The sequence below is a fragment of the Roseinatronobacter monicus genome (genome assembly GCF_006716865.1).
GTDB lineage: Bacteria > Pseudomonadota > Alphaproteobacteria > Rhodobacterales > Rhodobacteraceae > Roseinatronobacter > Roseinatronobacter monicus.
The window spans coordinates 2,322,376-2,339,064 of record NZ_VFPT01000001.1 but is presented as its reverse complement, the minus strand read 5'-3'; the positions used below and the strand labels follow the sequence as shown (position 1 = coordinate 2,339,064).

At 59.0% G+C, this 16,689-nt stretch carries 17 protein-coding genes; 11 read left to right on the top strand and 6 right to left on the bottom strand.

Going from position 1 to position 16,689, the window contains the following annotated elements; translation table 11 throughout:
* The first annotated feature begins 36 nt into the window (after nucleotides 1–36).
* Both BD293_RS11175 and BD293_RS11170 read left to right on the top strand, forming a co-directional pair.
* Nucleotides 37–1,749 (top strand): tetratricopeptide repeat protein, encoded by a 1,713-nt coding sequence (locus BD293_RS11175; RefSeq protein ID WP_142081729.1) that lies wholly within the window; start codon nucleotides 37–39, stop codon nucleotides 1,747–1,749.
* A complete protein-coding gene (locus BD293_RS11170) occupies nucleotides 1,746–2,588 on the top strand; it encodes a 4-(cytidine 5'-diphospho)-2-C-methyl-D-erythritol kinase (RefSeq protein WP_142081726.1) in 843 nt (280 codons plus the stop codon). The genes BD293_RS11175 and BD293_RS11170 overlap by 4 nt, the downstream gene beginning before the upstream one ends.
* Here BD293_RS11170 and BD293_RS11165 read toward each other — a convergent pair.
* The gene (locus BD293_RS11165; RefSeq protein WP_142081723.1) at nucleotides 2,582–3,583 is read right to left on the bottom strand and encodes a polyprenyl synthetase family protein; all 1,002 of its coding nucleotides are present in this window, start codon (nucleotides 3,581–3,583) and stop codon (nucleotides 2,582–2,584) included. The two genes, BD293_RS11170 and BD293_RS11165, sit on opposite strands and share 7 nt — an antisense overlap.
* 54 nt (nucleotides 3,584–3,637) lie before the next feature.
* Between BD293_RS11165 and BD293_RS11160 the strand changes: the two genes are divergently transcribed.
* The 6 genes from BD293_RS11160 to htpX all read left to right on the top strand — a co-directional run bounded on the left by BD293_RS11160 (nucleotide 3,638) and on the right by htpX (nucleotide 7,899).
* Nucleotides 3,638–3,853: a putative signal transducing protein gene (locus BD293_RS11160; protein WP_071481273.1), complete on the top strand. Its 216-nt coding sequence runs from the start codon at nucleotides 3,638–3,640 to the stop codon at nucleotides 3,851–3,853.
* Nucleotides 3,846–4,610: a tRNA1(Val) (adenine(37)-N6)-methyltransferase gene (locus BD293_RS11155; RefSeq protein ID WP_142081721.1), complete on the top strand. Its 765-nt coding sequence runs from the start codon at nucleotides 3,846–3,848 to the stop codon at nucleotides 4,608–4,610. Before BD293_RS11160 ends, BD293_RS11155 begins: the two co-directional genes overlap by 8 nt.
* 39 nt (nucleotides 4,611–4,649) lie before the next feature.
* On the top strand, nucleotides 4,650–5,294 hold the full coding sequence (gene nth / locus BD293_RS11150; protein ID WP_142081718.1) for an endonuclease III: 645 nt from the start codon (nucleotides 4,650–4,652) through the stop codon (nucleotides 5,292–5,294).
* The gene (locus tag BD293_RS11145) at nucleotides 5,291–6,277 is read left to right on the top strand and encodes an adenosine kinase (protein WP_142081715.1); all 987 of its coding nucleotides are present in this window, start codon (nucleotides 5,291–5,293) and stop codon (nucleotides 6,275–6,277) included. The genes nth and BD293_RS11145 overlap by 4 nt, the downstream gene beginning before the upstream one ends.
* Before the next feature lie 61 nt (nucleotides 6,278–6,338).
* Nucleotides 6,339–6,896, top strand: coding sequence for a hypothetical protein (locus tag BD293_RS11140; RefSeq protein ID WP_142081713.1), 558 nt, complete (start codon nucleotides 6,339–6,341; stop codon nucleotides 6,894–6,896).
* Between the two features lie 115 nt (nucleotides 6,897–7,011).
* Entirely contained in the window at nucleotides 7,012–7,899 is an 888-nt protein-coding gene (gene htpX, locus BD293_RS11135; protein WP_142081710.1) for a zinc metalloprotease HtpX, read from the top strand.
* Here htpX and BD293_RS11130 read toward each other — a convergent pair.
* The 3 genes from BD293_RS11130 to BD293_RS11120 form a co-directional block, all read right to left on the bottom strand.
* Entirely contained in the window at nucleotides 7,896–8,633 is a 738-nt protein-coding gene (locus BD293_RS11130) for a metallophosphoesterase family protein (RefSeq protein ID WP_142081707.1), read from the bottom strand. The genes htpX and BD293_RS11130 overlap by 4 nt on opposite strands.
* 82 nt (nucleotides 8,634–8,715) lie before the next feature.
* On the bottom strand, nucleotides 8,716–10,311 hold the full coding sequence (gene serA, locus BD293_RS11125; RefSeq protein ID WP_142081705.1) for a phosphoglycerate dehydrogenase: 1,596 nt from the start codon (nucleotides 10,309–10,311) through the stop codon (nucleotides 8,716–8,718).
* A gap of 67 nt (nucleotides 10,312–10,378) precedes the next feature.
* On the bottom strand, nucleotides 10,379–11,536 hold the full coding sequence (locus tag BD293_RS11120; protein WP_142081702.1) for a phosphoserine transaminase: 1,158 nt from the start codon (nucleotides 11,534–11,536) through the stop codon (nucleotides 10,379–10,381).
* A 363-nt stretch (nucleotides 11,537–11,899) separates the two neighbouring features.
* Here BD293_RS11120 and BD293_RS11115 point away from each other — a divergent pair, with 363 nt between their 5' ends.
* From BD293_RS11115 to BD293_RS11105, 3 genes are all read left to right on the top strand, one after another.
* Entirely contained in the window at nucleotides 11,900–12,988 is a 1,089-nt protein-coding gene (locus BD293_RS11115) for a helix-turn-helix domain-containing protein (RefSeq protein ID WP_170207115.1), read from the top strand.
* A 129-nt stretch (nucleotides 12,989–13,117) separates the two neighbouring features.
* Nucleotides 13,118–13,471: a plasmid mobilization relaxosome protein MobC gene (mobC, locus tag BD293_RS11110; RefSeq protein WP_142081697.1), complete on the top strand. Its 354-nt coding sequence runs from the start codon at nucleotides 13,118–13,120 to the stop codon at nucleotides 13,469–13,471.
* On the top strand, nucleotides 13,468–15,141 hold the full coding sequence (locus tag BD293_RS11105; RefSeq protein WP_142081695.1) for a relaxase/mobilization nuclease domain-containing protein: 1,674 nt from the start codon (nucleotides 13,468–13,470) through the stop codon (nucleotides 15,139–15,141). Before mobC ends, BD293_RS11105 begins: the two co-directional genes overlap by 4 nt.
* A 47-nt stretch (nucleotides 15,142–15,188) precedes the next feature.
* Here the strand turns inward: BD293_RS11105 and BD293_RS22935 are convergent, their stop codons facing one another.
* The gene (locus BD293_RS22935) at nucleotides 15,189–15,608 is read right to left on the bottom strand and encodes a Mu transposase C-terminal domain-containing protein (RefSeq protein ID WP_211841016.1); all 420 of its coding nucleotides are present in this window, start codon (nucleotides 15,606–15,608) and stop codon (nucleotides 15,189–15,191) included.
* Nucleotides 15,572–16,570: a helix-turn-helix domain-containing protein gene (locus BD293_RS11100; RefSeq protein ID WP_211841015.1), complete on the bottom strand. Its 999-nt coding sequence runs from the start codon at nucleotides 16,568–16,570 to the stop codon at nucleotides 15,572–15,574. The genes BD293_RS22935 and BD293_RS11100 overlap by 37 nt, the downstream gene beginning before the upstream one ends.
* Nucleotides 16,571–16,689: the final 119 nt, after the last annotated feature.

Below are 16,689 nucleotides of genomic sequence, written 5' to 3'. Positions count from 1 at the left end.
GTTAAGCGCAACCCTTTATGACGGAGCTGCCGCCTCGTGAACCTCCCAATCCCATTCGTCCGTATAGCTGCCATCGCCGCGATGTGCCTTCCGACATTCCTGCAACCGGTCGCAGCGCAGGAAGGCTCGCTTATCCAGCCGGGCTTTGCGTCGGCTTTTCTGACAGGGCGGATCGCTGTTGCAAGCGATGATTTTGCGCGCATGGCCCAAAGCTATGATGCCGCGTTGGAAGCTGATCCGGGGAACGAGACATTTCGTGAATTGGCGATGCAGGGCTGGGTTCTGAGCGGCGAGTTCGAGCGCGCAGCAGCATTGGCCGCCGAGGCCGCCGCACAAGGCGAGATGACGCAGATCGCCGCGGTTATCCTTCAAGCCGATGAATTTAAGCGCGACGCCTATGCCTCGGTCATCGCAGGCTTGCAGGAGGGGCGTCTGTCTGGCCCCCTGACAGATGCAATGGGTGTGGCTTGGGCTGAACTTGGCAAGGGCAGCATGTCCGACGCGATTGCGGCGTTTGAAGCAGCAATATCGGAACGGGTCGAGCTGGCACCCTTCGCGCTGTACCACCAAGCTTTGGCGCATGCGTTCGTCGGAGATATGGAGCGCGCTGCCGACATTCTGGCTGGCGAGAGTGACACTACGGTCAATCTGTCGCGGCGCGGCGTGCTGACGCATATGACGATCCTGTCGCAGCTTGGCCGCTTTGATGAGGCATTGGAGCTGGGCGAAACCATCTTCGGCGGCACCCCTGATGATGATGCCGCACTGCTGATGGATGCGCTGCGCGAGGAACAACCCGTTCCATTCACAACCGTGACCTCTGCCCGCGACGGGATGGCCGAGGTCTATTTTTCATTGGCTGGCGCGCTTATCGGGGAACCCGGCGATTGGTTGCCCATCATCTATGGTCAACTGACACTTGCGCTGCGTCCCGATCATGGCGATGCAATCCTGTTGACAGGGCAATTGCTGGAACGCGTCGAGCAATATGATCTTGCCGACCAGATCTATGGCATGATGCCGCAGGACAACCCGCAATATCTGGGCGCGCAGCTTGGGCGAGCGAATGCGCTGTATCAGTCGGGGCAGGTAGAGGATGCTGTCGAAAGCTTGGTATCGTTAAGCGAGCTGCGCCCGGATTCCGTTCTGGTTTTCAGTTCGCTTGGGGACATGCTGCGCCGCGAAGAACGCTATGAAGAGGCCGCAGAGGCCTATACCAGCGCCATCGATCTGATCGACGAGATCGAGGCGCGGCATTGGGTTTTGCTCTATACGCGCGCAATTTCCTACGAGCGCATGGGTGAATGGGAACTGGCCGAGCCTGAGTTCCGCCGCACGCTGGAATTTGTCCCGGACGAGCCGCAAGTGCTGAATTATCTCGGCTACTCGCTGATCGAAAAGCGGACCAATCTGGACGAAGCCCTCGACATGATCGAGCGCGCCGTCGAAGGGGAACCCGATAGCGGCTATATCACCGACTCGCTCGGGTGGGCCTATTACCGGCTAGGTCGATATGAAGAAGCCGTGCCGGTGATGGAGCGCGCGGTTGAACTGTTGCCGCGCGATCCGATCCTGAACGACCATCTGGGCGATGTGTATTGGGCTGTCGGGCGCACGCGCGAGGCGCGCTTTCAGTGGCGGCGGGCATTGTCCTTTGCGCCACACCCCGATCTGGATGTCGATCTGGTGCGCCGCAAACTGGAAATCGGCAAAGAGCCCGCACTTGAAGAGTTTGACGCGGAGCCATGACTGCCGCGGAACTTGCCCCGGCCAAGATAAATCTGACGCTTCACGTCACGGGCCAGCGGGCCGATGGCTACCATTTACTTGATTCGCTTGTGGTCTTTGCCGAGGTTGGCGATTTGATCACGGCGCGTCGGCTAAGGGGGCTGTCTTTGTCGATCACCGGGCCGGAGGCGGCGGGCCTTGGCGCTGGCGCAGATAATCTGGTGTTGCGCGCCGCACGGTTGATGGGCGCGCGCGACCTTGCGCTGACTTTGCACAAAGCTTTGCCCCTATCCTCTGGCATTGGTGGCGGGTCGTCAGATGCGGCTGCCTGCCTGCGGCTTGTCGCGCGCCTTGAGGGCACGACCCTGCCCTCCATGCGCGCCGCCCTTGGGTTGGGGGCGGATGTGCCTGTCTGCCTGACACCACGCACCAGCCGGATGCAAGGCATAGGAGAGGCGATTACCCCGCTAGCGCCGCTGCCAGCATTCTGGATGGTGCTCGCCAACCCGCGTGTCGAAGTCCCAACCCCGCAAGTGTTCCGTGCCTTGGAACAGCGCGAGAATGCCCCAATGCCCGCATCCTTGCCCTTGTGGGGCGACGCGGCTGCGCTGTTTGCGTTTCTGGCAGATCAGCGCAACGACCTGCAAGCTGCGGCTTGTCAGATCGCCCCTGAAATCGGTCAGGTTCTGACTGCGTTGGGCGCAACACCGGGCTGCGCGCTGGCGCGCATGTCAGGATCGGGCGCGACGTGTTTCGGACTGTATGCAAGTCAGGATGACGCAGAGCGCGCAGCGCGCGAGTTGCAAGCCGCGCATCCCGAATGGTGGGTTGTCACGACTGGTTTGCTGGCGCATCAATAAAGCCGCGCCACCACGTAATCGGCCAGATCAGACAGCATATCGCGGATGTCATGCTCTGGCAGCTTGGCGATTGACGATTTTGCGCGCTGCGCCCAGTCCAGCGCTTCGAGACGCGTGCTTTCCAATGTGCCATGCTGCGTCATCAGGGCGCGCGCATGCTCGAAATCGCCGTCATTCTGCGCACCAACACCGATCACGCGCGTCCAGAACGCCCGCTCTTCGCTGTCAGCTTTTGCGATGGCGCGGATGACGGGCAGGGTGACTTTGCGCTCTCGGAAATCATCGCCGATATTTTTGCCGATGCCGTCGCCCGCACCGCCATAATCCAGATAATCATCAACAATCTGAAAGCTGATGCCCAGTGCATCGCCATAGTCGAACAAGGCCTGAACATGGTCTTCGGGCGCGTCCGCCAGAACCGCACCCGCCTCGGTTGCGGCGGAGAAAAGCGCCGCCGTCTTGCCCCGGATGACGCGCAGATACTGGTCTTCTGTGGTTGCAGTGTTTTGCGCCGTACTCAGTTGCAGAACCTCGCCTTCGGCAATCGTTGCCGAGGCATTGGACAAAATGTCCAACACCCGAAGCGAGCCACATTCCACCATCAACTGAAACGCACGCGCGAACAGGTAATCGCCAACCAGCACAGATGATTTGTTGTCCCAAAGCAGATTTGCGGTGGCCCGCCCGCGCCGCTGATGGCTTTCATCGACCACATCATCATGCAGCAGGGTCGCGGTATGGATGAACTCTACCGTGGCGGCCAGATGGTGGTGGCGCGCGCCCTTATAGTTGCACAGATGCGTTGCCGCCAGCACCAGCATCGGACGAATGCGCTTGCCACCGGCCTCGATCAGATGGGCGGTCACTTCGGGGATGCGCGGCGCGTTCTCGGACGCCATGCGCGCGCGGATCAGGGCATTGACCTGCACCAGATCATCGCGCAAGAACGCTGCAAGGCGATCATGGGGCGCTTGGGTCAATTGCTGTGTGTCCATGTTGTGTTGCGTCCTGTCTCGACAAACCATTCCATGACGACATAGGGTGAGTGCATGAAAGAACTACTCCGCACAACCGACCCGACAATCATCCCTTTCGCCACGGCCATTCTTCAAGGCGAGGGTATAGAGGTGTTTGATATAGACGTCCATATGCACACACTCGAGTCCACCTTGGGCATGATGCCGCGGCGCTTGCTGGTGCGGCGCGAAGATCACTTCATGGCCGTCTCGATCCTGCGCGACAATGGCATCCCTTTGCATGACTGAACCAGAGCTGACGCGCGATGCCTTCCTCGATGGCAGGGTTCTCGCGTGGCAGCCGCGCCATGGCTACCGGGCCGCGACTGATCCGGTGTTTCTGGCGGCATCTGTGCCTGCGCAAGCGGGCCAGAACGTTCTGGAACTGGGCTGCGGGGTGGGGGTGGCGTCGTTATGTCTGGCCGCGCGTGTGCCCGGTCTGGTGCTGACGGGGATAGAGTTGCAGGCTGATTATGCCGCACTCGCGCGCCGCAATGGCGCTGAAAATGGCGTCGCCTTCGATGTGGTCGAGGGCGATCTGCAAGCCTTGCCACCGGCACTGCGGGCGCGACGATTTGACCATGTCATCGCCAACCCGCCCTATTACGCCCCCCAAGGCCCAGCCGCGCAAAATGCGGGCCGCGACCGTGCATTGCGCGAAGACACGCCCTTGGCAATCTGGATCGACACTGCCTTGCGCCGCACGCGCGACGGGGGCTACATCACCCTGATCCATCTGGCCGAGCGGTTGCCTGATCTGCTGGCGGGCTTTGCGGGTCGTGCCTCTTGTTATGTGCTGCCATTGGCGGCGCGGGCGCATCGTCCAGCACGGCGGGTCATTGTTCAGGCCCGCAAGGGCGCACGCGCGCCGTTCAAGCTGCTGCCGCCCTTGGTCATTCACCAAGGCGAAGCGCATCTTGGCGATGGGGATTTCTTTACCGACACCGCACGTGCGCTGCTGCGTGATGGCGCGGCACTGGACCTGCGCGAAATGGCGCAGGCATAGGCTCTTGCCCCTGATTGATCTGCATTGCATAGAAAGCGCATGGCCCAGCAACTCGATTATTCCACGATCCGCGAGATATTCCGCCGCTTTCACGCGGCCGATCCGGCCCCGGAGGGCGAGCTGGAGCATGTCAATGTCTACACTTTGGTCGTGGCTGTGGCCCTCTCGGCGCAGGCGACCGATGTGGGGGTGAACAAAGCCACGCGCGCGTTGTTCCAGATTGCAGATACGCCCGAGAAAATGCTGGCCCTTGGCGAAGAGGGGCTGATCGAACATATCAAGACAATCGGCCTGTTTCGCAACAAGGCCAAGAATGTCATCAAACTCAGCCGGATTCTGGTGGAACAATATGGCGGCGAGGTTCCGTCGAGCCGCGCCGCGCTGCAATCGCTGCCCGGTGTGGGGCGCAAAACGGCCAATGTCGTGCTGAACATGTGGTGGCGTATGCCCGCGCAGGCTGTCGACACGCATATCTTTCGCGTGGGCAACCGCACCGGCATTTGTCCGGGGCGCGATGTGAATGCGGTTGAGCGCGCGATCGAAGACCACATTCCCGCCGAATACCAGCTTCATGCCCATCACTGGCTGATCCTGCATGGCCGCTATATCTGCAAGGCGCGCAAGCCGCTATGCAGTGCCTGCCTGATCCGCGACCTATGCCAATTCGAGGAAAAAACCCTATGAAAACCTATGATATCGCAGGTATCGGCAATGCGATTGTCGACGTAATCACAACCGTGGATGACCGGTTTCTGGACCGGATGGACATACACAAGGGCATCATGCAGCTTGTCGAGCGCGAGCGCGCGGAGGCGCTGTATGGCGCGATGAAGGACCGCGCGCAGGCGTCGGGCGGATCAGTTGCCAACACTCTGGCAGGCGTGGGCAAACTGGGGCTGAAAGCGGCCTTTGTGGGCCGCGTCAATGATGATGCGCTGGGTCAGTTCTATGCCGCTGATACGGGCGCGGATTTTGTCAATCCGCCGGTACAGGGCGGCGAATTGCCCACCTCGCGCAGTATGATCTTTGTCACCCCGGATGGGGAGCGCTCGATGAACACCTATCTTGGCATTTCCGCAGAGGTCGGCCCGGATGATGTGGACGAGGGCGTGATGGCCGATAGCAAGATTGTCTTTCTTGAGGGGTATTTGTTCGACAAGGACAAGGGCAAGGACGCGTTTCTGAAAGCGGCGCGCGCCTGTCGCGGGGCCGGGGGCAAGGTCGGGATCGCGCTGTCCGACCCGTTTTGCGTCGACCGTCACCGCGCTGACTTTCGTGATCTGGTTGCCAATCACATGGATTACGTCATTGGCAATGAACAGGAATGGGTGTCGCTGTATCAGGCCAATGATTTGGACGATGCCTTGGCGCAAGCGGTGCAGGACTGCGCGCTGGTAATCTGCACCCGCTCGGGCGATCCGGTCTGGATATTCGAGCAGGGCCGCAAGCTGGAAGTTCCGGTCACGCGCACTGTCCCTGTCGATGCAACGGGTGCGGGCGACCAGTTTGCCGCCGGGTTCCTCTATGGGCTTGCCACGGCGCGTGATCTGGAAACGGCGGGGCGCATGGGCGTGATCGCGGCGTCCGAGGTGATCAGCCATATCGGCGCACGCCCGAAAACCGATCTGCGCGTGGCTTTTGAGAGAGCGGGGCTGACAGTCGCATAAATTTCTTGTGCGATTGCGCGGAGTGCGGCAGGCTTGCGTCATCATTGCCGGAGGTAGGACCATGACCAAGATATTTCCCGCTATTGCTGCTGCGTTTCTGATGACCGCACCCGCCCATGCCGACCCGTTCATCGAGGCTATGGAAACCGCCCTTGAGGCGTATCAGGACGGCGACCTTCAGTTTGCCGAGGACGAACTGGCGCAGGCACAGCGCGTGCTGGCAGATATGAAGGCCCAAGGGCTGGCGAATTTTCTGCCCCCCGCGCCAGAGGGCTGGACGCGCGAAATTGACACAGAAGGCGGCCAGATGATGGGCTTTATGGGCGGTGGCACCATGGCCAAGGCCGTTTATTCGGGTGATGCGGGCCGGTTTGAGTTAAGCCTGATGGCCGATAATCCGATGGTCGCGCAGCTTGGAATGATGCTGGGCAATTCGGCGATGATCGCCCAGATGGGCGGGCAGGTCGAGCGGATCAACCGCGTACGCTTTCTGCGCGAGGATCAAAGCCTGAAAGCCATTGTCGCCAACCGTATACTGGTTCAGGCCGAGGGCGCGGACACCGATGTCATGATCCCGCTGCTGGAACAGATTGATTTTCGCGCGATGGAAAATTTCTGAGGCGTCAGCCGTTATGTGTTGTGCTGCGATGTTCGCGGTCAAACGCTTGCAATAGGTGGCTTGGCCGCCCATATCTGCCACGAAACCGCGCAACAATACCGGATGGAGAGCCTTGATGGGGTATATGAAGACAGCCATGCTGATGGCCGCAATGACCGCCTTATTTATGGGGGTCGGCTACTTGCTGGGCGGTGGCGCAGGGCTGTTGATCGCCTTTGTGGTGGCGGCAGGTATGAATGTCTATGCCTATTGGAATTCTGACAAGGCCGTGCTGCGTATGCATAACGCACAGGAATGCAACAGTCAGGTTCATCCGGATTTGCAGCGCATGGTGCACCAATTGGCCGATGATGCAGGCATGCCGCATCCGCGCGTCTATGTCATCGATCAGGACCAGCCCAATGCCTTTGCCACTGGCGGCAACCCCGAGAATGCTGCCGTTGCCGCCACGACCGGCCTGTTGCGCCGCATGTCGCGCGAAGAGGTTGCTGCCGTGATGGCGCATGAACTGGCGCATATCCGCAATTATGACACGCTGATCATGACGATCACGGCGACATTTGCCGGTGCCATCTCGATGCTGGCGAATTTCGCCTTCTTCTTTCGTGGGGGCCGTAATCAAGGGGCGGGCGGCGTGATTGCAATGCTTGCGGTGATGATTCTGGCCCCATTGGCGGCGGCTGTGGTGCAGATGGCGATTTCACGCTCGCGCGAGTATGAGGCGGACCGCGTGGGCGCCGAGATTTGCGGCAACCCGATGTGGCTGGCCTCGGCGTTGGAAAAGATACAGGGTTTCGCCTCGCGCATTGATTATGACAAGGCCGAAGAGAACCCGCAAACCGCGCATATGTTCATCATCAACCCGCTGCATGTGCACAAGCGTGACAAGCTGTTCTCGACCCACCCGAACACGCAAAACCGCATTGCGGCACTGACCAGAATGGCACAAGAAAGCGGTATCAGCGCGCCTGCACCCCAGCGGGCACAGAACCCTTGGGGTTAACGCGGCTCTAGGGGGATACGGCCAGTCTCGGTCAAGACCGAGATCTGCCTGTCTTCGACAACAATCGCAGTCAGGGGCCCGCCATACCCGGCCCGGCTGTCGATATTCACCCGGTTGCGGTAATGTGTCGGGGTGGGAATGACCGTGTGCCCATGGATGATGAGCGGCCCATGATCGCGCGTATCTGTCAGGAACGGCTCGCGTATCCAGATCTGATCTTCTTCGGTTTGCTCTGGCAGCGGCACACCGGGGCGAATGCCCGCATGCACGTGTAAAACCTGAGCGTATTCATATCTCAGGGGCAGGGCGCTTAAGAAGTCGATATCTTCGGGGGCGATGGCCTCCAGAACCTGCGCACGTGCACGGCTGATATGATACGATGTTGGCCGGAACAAACCATATGACATCAGCGTTTCCGCGCCGCCCACGACCGGGTGCAGATAGCTGACATCCTTGCGCATATGGGGGTCGCGCCAGCCCGGATCGGTCAGGAATTTTTCGAACATGCGGTCGTGATTGCCCTTGAGCACGACCCAAGGCGCGCCGCCCTCTTGCCCTTCGCGCAAATGCCGGATCACGCCGGCGCTGTCCGGGCCACGGTCAACCAGATCGCCAAGATGAACCACCGGTGCATCAGGGTCACGACAGCGTTTGCGATCCGCCTCGATCCAAGCGTGAGCCTGGCGCAAAAGGGCAAGCTGCCCGTGAATATCGCCAATGGCGTAGCTGCGCATAATATTCCTATTTTCACTTTGCGCAAAGCAAAGCAGCCAGCGCGCCTCGGGTCAACCCCGAGGCGCGCGTGGTGTGTCTGTCTCAGGCGACATCAAATACCAGCGGGCGCACCTGCTGGAACATGCCGGTGGCGCGCAGCTTCTCCAGCACAGGATCAGGCGCAGGCGCATCCAGATACAAAAGCGCAATCGCATTCTTGCCAGCTTCGGAGCGACCAAGCGTAAAGTTGGCGATATTGACGCCGTTCTCGCCCATCGTGTTGCCCAAGGTGCCGATAATGCCGGGCACATCCTCATTGGTGGTATAGAGCATGTGATTGCCGACCTCTGCGTCAAGCGTGATGCCCTTGATCTGGATGAAGCGCGGCTTGCCATCCGAGAAGACCGTGCCCGCAATCGAGCGTTCGCGCGTATCGGTCACAACGGTCAGTTTGATATAGGCATCAAACACGCCCGATTTCGCCTGTGTCGTGGTCGAAATCTTGATGCCGCGTTCCTTGGCGACCACGGGGGCAGAAACCATATTCACGTCTGGATTGGTGGCCTTCATGATGCCTGCGATCACGCCGCAGCCCAATGCGTCAAGGTTCATTTCCGAAACCTTACCATCATAAAGGATGTTGATCGCCTTGATCGGCTCGTCTGTCATCTGTCCTGCGAATGCGCCCAGATGTGCCGCCAGTTTCAGCCATGGCCCCATAATCCGCGCTTCTTCTGCCGTGACGGAAGGCATGTTCAGCGCGTTCTGCACCGCCCCTGACAGCAGGTAATCGGACATCTGCTCTGCCACTTGCAGGGCGACATTTTCCTGCGCTTCTGTGGTCGATGCGCCCAGATGCGGGGTGACAACCACATTGGGCATCCCAAACAGCGGGCTTTCGGTGGCAGGTTCCACCGCGAACACATCCAGTGCCGCACCCGCCACGTGGCCGGATTTCAGCGCTGCGGCCAAAGCGTCCTCGTCGATCAACCCGCCCCGCGCACAGTTGACGATGCGCACACCTTTTTTCGTCTTGGCGATATTCTCGGCGGACAGGATGTTGCGGGTTTTGTCGGTCAGCGGCACATGCAGGGTGATGAAATCCGCCCGCGCCAGCAGCGTGTCCAGATCCACCTTGGTGACACCCAGTTTGGTCGCACGCTCCTCGGACAGGAAGGGGTCATAGGCCACAACCTTCATCTTCAGCCCCAGTGCGCGGTCGCACACGATGCCGCCGATATTGCCTGCCCCGATCACACCCAGCGTCTTGGCGGTCAGCTCAACCCCCATAAAGCGCGACTTTTCCCATTTTCCGGCATGGGTCGAGGCGTTGGCTTCGGGGATCTGGCGCGCCACGGCCATCATCAGCGAAATGGCATGTTCCGCAGTCGTGACCGAGTTGCCAAAAGGCGTGTTCATCACGATCACCCCTTTTTTCGAGGCGGCGGGAATATCGACATTGTCCACGCCAATGCCCGCACGGCCCACAACTTTCAGGTTGGTGGCCGCCTCCAGCAGCTTTTCCGTAACCTTGGTGGCCGAACGGATGGCAAGCCCGTCATACTGGTTGATGACGTCGAGCAGCTTTTCTTTGTCCTTGCCCAGATCGGGCAGGTAATCCACGTCGATCCCGCGATCGCGGAAAATCTGGACGGCGGTTTCAGAGAGTTTGTCGGATACGAGAACTTTGGGTGCCATTGATGTGGCTCCTTGAATGAAGGGATAGGGGAAAAAGGGGCGGGGCAGGCCCGCCGCTATGCTCTGTTCAGGCAGCGTCAGCCAATGCGGCGCGCTCTGCGTGATAGGCCCAGTCCAGCCAAGGCATCAGCGCCGCGATATCCGCCGTCTCGACCGTGGCCCCGCACCAGATGCGCAGGCCCGCAGGCGCGTCACGATAGGCACCAATGTCCAGTGCCACGCCTTCTTTCTCCAGCCGTTTTGCAACGGCCTTGGCGAAAGCGGCACCATCGGCAATGCCGGGGTCTGTGAATTTCAGGCAAACACTGGTGGTCGATGCTGTAGCGGGGTCATCGGCCAGATTGGCAATCCAGTCATGTGTCGCGCAGAACTGCGCGATCACATCTGCATTTGCATCGCAACGCGCGATCAATGCAGGCAGGCCGCCAATCTCGCGCGCCCAATCCAGCGCAACCAGATAATCCTCGACCGCCAGCATGGACGGTGTGTTGATCGTCTCACCCTTGAAGATGCCTTCAATCAGCTTGCCGCCCTTGGTCATGCGGAAAATCTTGGGCATGGGCCAAGGCGGGGTGTAGCTTTCCAGCCGCTCAACCGCGCGGGGCGACAGGATCAGCATGCCATGCGCGGCCTCGCCGCCCATGACCTTCTGCCAAGAGAAGGTCACGACATCCAGCTTGTCCCACGGCAGGTCCATCGCAAAGGCTGCCGATGTGGCATCGCAAATGGTCAGCCCTGCGCGGTCGGCCGGGATCATGTCGCCATGCGGCATACGCACGCCGGATGTGGTGCCATTCCATGTGAAAACAACATCGGTGTCATAATCAATGCTGGCCATATCGACGATCTGCCCATAATCGGCGGTCTTGACCTCGCCCTCCAGCTTCAGTTGTTTGACAGCATCTGTGACCCAGCCCGCGCCGAAGCTTTCCCATGCAACCATTGTGGTCTTGCGCGCGCCCAAAAGTGACCACATCGCCATTTCCACGGCACCCGTGTCGGATGCCGGAACGATGCCGATGCGGCAATCATCGGGCACGCCCAGAATTTCGCGCGTGCCGTCAATCGCGGCTTTCAGCTTGTCCTTGCCGACACTTGCACGGTGCGAGCGGCCCAAAGGCGCGTCAGCAAGCTTGTCGAGCGAGAATGTGGGGATCTTGGCACAAGGGCCAGAAGAAAAGCGCGAATTAGCCGGGCGCTTTGCCGGTTGAACAGGTATAGACATGGTATCCTTCCAGATATTTGCCCTTCGTTGGGGAAGGGTGTCCCACCGCCGGACATACGTATCCCCAGTAAAATCAGCAATAGGAAAAGGTGTCTGCTCTGCAGGTAAATGCAGCCTTTTGCAGAACGATGCGGGAACGCATGTTTCCGATAGGCACAAATCTGACACAAGGAAGTCCTGCTTTGTTCCGCGTTGTCGACCAAGCGAAACGAGCGGTCGGTCTCGGGTGAACTGCTCATATGGGGATGTCGATCAAAGAAAAACCGTTGAGAGAGCTGGCACTCACCTCAACGGCCTATTCGAAAAGTCTTCTGCAGTCGGACAATACTCATGCGGCCCATCTCTGGCAAGTCAGGTGGTGTCATGAGTGCAACTTTAACCCATCGAGGACTGCCGACTGACATCACGCCCTACCGGCTGAAACACTTGCTGCAGCAAGCAAGGACCGCGCTTGGCCTATCGACTGGTGCGGTCCGATACCTCGCATTCGCAATTGAGAACTGCCAGCCAGCCGACTTCCAGAACGGCAGAATCTGCGCCATCTGGCATTCGCTGGAGCGGCTTGCAAATATCTTTGGCATGTCGAGACGCCAGATCGGACGGATCGAGGCTGAGCTTGTTGATGCTGGCCTGATCAGTCGCACTTACCCCGAACGCAAAAGTCGCTCTGGTGACCGATCTGACGGTGTGATTAAGCGCGCTGCAGGTATCAATCTTGCACCACTAATCGAGCAGGCGGAATATATTCGTTTGCTGGTCAGTCGCCAGATCCGGGCAGATGAAGATCAAAAGCGGCTGCGTGAGCACATCCAAAGTCTCTTTCGACAGATACGTGCGCTCGAAAACGATGTCGCGGATGAGGCAGCGACCAGCATCTTGCCCCGCCGTCGCCCCCTCGAGTTGACCGATATCAAAAAAATGCAGGAGGTCGCTGAGGCACTGGAAGCCGTGCTCACTGATTTTTCGACAGTCGTCAGTCAGCCAGAAATGTCCGTCCGGTCAGACGAAAATGTCCGACTCATTACGAACAAAGAAAAGAAACACAAAACCTGTATGGCTGAGAAGCCGAAAGAAGTGGGCAGGCTGAATGCCAGCCCAGCCCACGCGCGACTTTTGGCTGGAACACAGTTAGGCGAGTACATTGATCTGTATGCGTGTGGGGCACCACCAGATTGGAAGTCGATCACCCGGGCAGCCCATGATCGAGCACACGAGTTGGGTATTTCCAGCAGCTTGTGGCGAGATAGGTGCATCCAGATCGGGGAACAGCGAACTGCGCTTTGCCTAATCGTAGCGGACAGGAATACGCAGCGAAAATCGGCCTATGCCGTCAAAAACCCTGCTGCCGCTTTCGCTGGGTTGGCCTCCAAAGAAGCCAGAGAAGTCGCCGTTCTGGATCGTCTGATCGGTGAACTTACCAGCGCGCTTATCAAAACCGGAGGTACAGGATGACCGCTGCAACGAGGCCGAGAGAGGAAGATAGCAAGGTTACGCTTGTGCCTACGGCAACGCACCTTGTGGGGGAAGGGGCATGCCCCTTCCCCTCAACCCCAACCCCAAGAGACAGTCGTGGAGGCTTAGGTGGTTTCACTGATTTCTACTGAAAAGCTTGATGCCGTGTTGCGCGTGAGGTGCACGGTCTCACATTTGAAGCGCTGGGGTGATCTCGCGGACGAATATGACGAAAGCCTGTCCGCAATGGTACGTCGGCTGCTGGATCAATTGCCGCCACAACCGCGCCGACCCTTGGCCACCGTCAACCCTGTGCTGTTGCGGCAGTTGGCCCTCGCAGGCAACAACCTTTCGCAGATCGCGCGGGTAGTGAACGCCAACAGCGGGGCAGGTTCGCGCCTTCAAGCGGTTGGCATTTTGACGCAACTCACGGTGATCGAGCGGCAACTTGGGCAGCTTCTGCGAGAAGGAAGCGAGCAATGATGATCCGCTTCTTTCCACATGGCCAAGGTGGTGGCGGACCAGCGATTAATTACCTGCTTGCGAAGGCAGTACCTGCTTACGATAGCGAGCGTCGGCGCATTCCCGGTGAGGTCGAAATTCGGGACCCGCATCCCTTAGTTTTACGAGGCGACGCTGCACGTACGGTTCAATTGATCGACAGCATTCACCGCAAATGGCGTTACAGCAGTGGTGTCATCGCTTTCGCATCAGAAGATCGGCCATCGCAAACCGAACTGGACGCAGTCATCGATGGCTTCGAGCGCGCGGCATTCGCTGGCCTCGAAGCTGATCAATACGACTGCTTGTGGGTGCAGCACTTGCACAAGGGCAACATTGAACTGCATTTCGTAGTGCCGCGCACAGAACTCTACGATGGCGCAGCCTTCAATATTGCTCCACCCCGGTCCGAGAGCTATTTCAACGCCTTTCGCGACTATTGGAATTCGTTGAAGGGATGGGCCAGCCCGGACGATCCCGACCGGCGGCGCACGTTAAGGCATGTCTTCGAGAGCAAAGACCGAACAGCAGTTCGCGATGCGGTTCGGGCACATGTGATTACCAAGATCGAGTTAGGCAAGGTCCGTAATCATGCTGATGTTCTTGCCGCCTTGGCTGAGCTTGAGGCGGATGGCCTTGAGATCAAGCCACCTCGGCCCGCTAAGAAAGCGGCGACAAAACCTGCAACGAAAGTTGTCATGCGACGCGTCGGATCGACTGGCACGTCAGAAACCTACCGCCTGACTGACAGGCTGTTTCATTCAGATTGGAGCGTCGATGAATTCCTTGTTGCAAAAAATTCAAGAGAGGACCGAGAGAGAGATTCGCGAATCCGAAGCGATGATCAGCGAAGAGTTGAGGAACTTCGACGAAGCCTTCAAGCGGCAGTTAATCGGCGTTCAGGTATTGTCCGAGAAAGATATGAAAGAAGCCGCCGATCGCACGCGCTACGTCTTGCGGATGCTTCAGAAGGAGGTCCTCGCGCAGGCGGAAGAGGTCCAGAAAACGATGCGCGAGATGGAAGACAGGCACAAGCTTTGGCGGAGCAAGGGGGATTGGCGCTTTACAGTGATGCCGATGGGGATCGGGGCAGTGTTGGTGGTGGTAACAGCGATCCTTGTATTCGCGATCATGCCTCGACCGGTTCAGACACGGGTCGAGATCCGGCCTCCCCAGAACGGACTGGAGCAATCAGTGAGGGTGGTGGCGTTGGGCGGAGCGGGGACGGTACTGGTACTGCCGGATGGAGTGACACAACAACCTTGCCCACTGATGACGCCACGGGATCGTCTTTGCGTCAGGACACCAAGAACGGAGAATTGAGCTATGGAAATGACCCCTATGGAGCGCGAATTGCTGAGATCCGTCAATCGGTTGACCGAGCAATCCAACGAATCCGCGATAGCCATCAGGCATTCAGCCGAGAGGATCGAGAGGGCGACAAAGCGCGACATAGAAGCTTTGGCCTTATGCGTGAAGTCTTTGGCCGAGTGTCAGCTGCGATTGGTCGACTGGTGCAGAGCATCAGCAGCGGAAGCGGCAGTCGGTGGTTCCGCAACGAAGGCATTGGTGCAAGTCCAGCAACAACTGGTGAGCAGGTTGAGCGCGCTCGATTGACGAAAAAACCCAGTTATGGTCCGTCTGGACCGTAGTGTGGGCGTCAGCATCCATGTGGTTCCCGTGCGATGTCCCGCCATGGTCATTCTTCCGTCCAATAGGTGCGGAGTTTCGACGTCCGCCGCTGACGCAAATCAGGTTCGGTTTTTTCACGGTGGGACACGCTGGGTAGATACTCCGCGACCACTTTCACCCGTTCGTTGATCTGCTGGCGCAAAGCACGTCGATGGGCAGATCGGGCCGTCTGGATGTCCTTGAGCGTGACTGTCTCATGGGCGTGTTCAGGGCTAATGGCCCGACACAGAAAGCGGTTCTTGTGGAACACCCGGACCTCGCCGAGATCGCGCGGGTCATAGCGCACTGTCACGTTCTCACCGACATAAGGAGCCAGCGTCGGACTCATGTAACGCAGACCCTGAAAGTGAACGCCATCGCGCCGCACCATGCGTGGCTTTGCGACCATGATCAGCAGCTCGTCAAGACTTTCGAGACTGTCTGGCATCTGTGGCAGCCAGCCATCTGCGCGCCAAGAAATGATAGGCGAAACTCCCGTCTCGGTGTGACGGCGGGCATTGTAGGTGCCAGTGATCCAAATGCCGAGGGCGGCGTCGTTGGTCTGCCATTCACCAGATTTCCGGGTAAGTCCGGCAGTAGCTCCGTGTTTACGGTTCCGAAAAAACGTTCGATTTTTCCGCGCCCCTGCGGTCTGGCGACAGCTGAATATACCAGCTGAAACCGCAGGGCGGCAGATGCCTGGTCGAGATGTTCGGAGGTGAAATCGCTTCCATGATCGACATAAAGCACATCTGGTATGCCACAGACCGGCCAGTCCGGGTTTTGCTTGCGCCAGATGGCTTGCCGGAGTGCCAGAGAGGTCTGTAGCGCTGAGGGGGCGCCCAGAAAGACAAAGTAACCGGCGATGGCGCGGGAATGGTCATCCATGATGGCGGTGAGCCAGGGCCGCGCGGCCTTGCCATTGGCATCAAGGATCACGGTGTCGAGCATCGTGTGATCGGCCTGCCAGATCGCATTCGGCGTGCTTGCCCGATGGCGGTAGATCAGCTCGTATCGGTCACGGTAGGCTGCCGTTCCCTCTTGTGCGAGAGTGACCATCGCCGGATCGAGTGCCCGGGTGATCGAATGGACCGTACCGTAGGATGGAATGGGCCAGCCTCGCGATTTGGCCACCGCTGCGATCCGCCGGTGGATCGCAGCGCAGGACAGCCGGGGTTTGCGCAAAGCCAGCCCTTCGATCAAGCGTACCAGTTCATCAGGCAGCTTGCGCTTGTTCCCGTCGGACCGCATCCGCCGTCTCAATCCATCAAGGCCTTGTGCTCTGTAACGTGACAGCCATCTTTGGGCTGTCCTGATCGGCACGTCGGCCGCTCGGGCGGCGGCCACCAGCGCTATACCATCCTCGATATGAGGACGGAGAACAATAAAGCGACGCATTGCTTCATCCATGTCCTGCCTCCCGCAGATGTCCGTAAGAGGATCGGTGAACGGACGCCGGAATATCAACGAACTGCTCCCAGTGTTTGCAACGGAAAACGATTCTCATTTGACTGGTCCGGTTATAATAT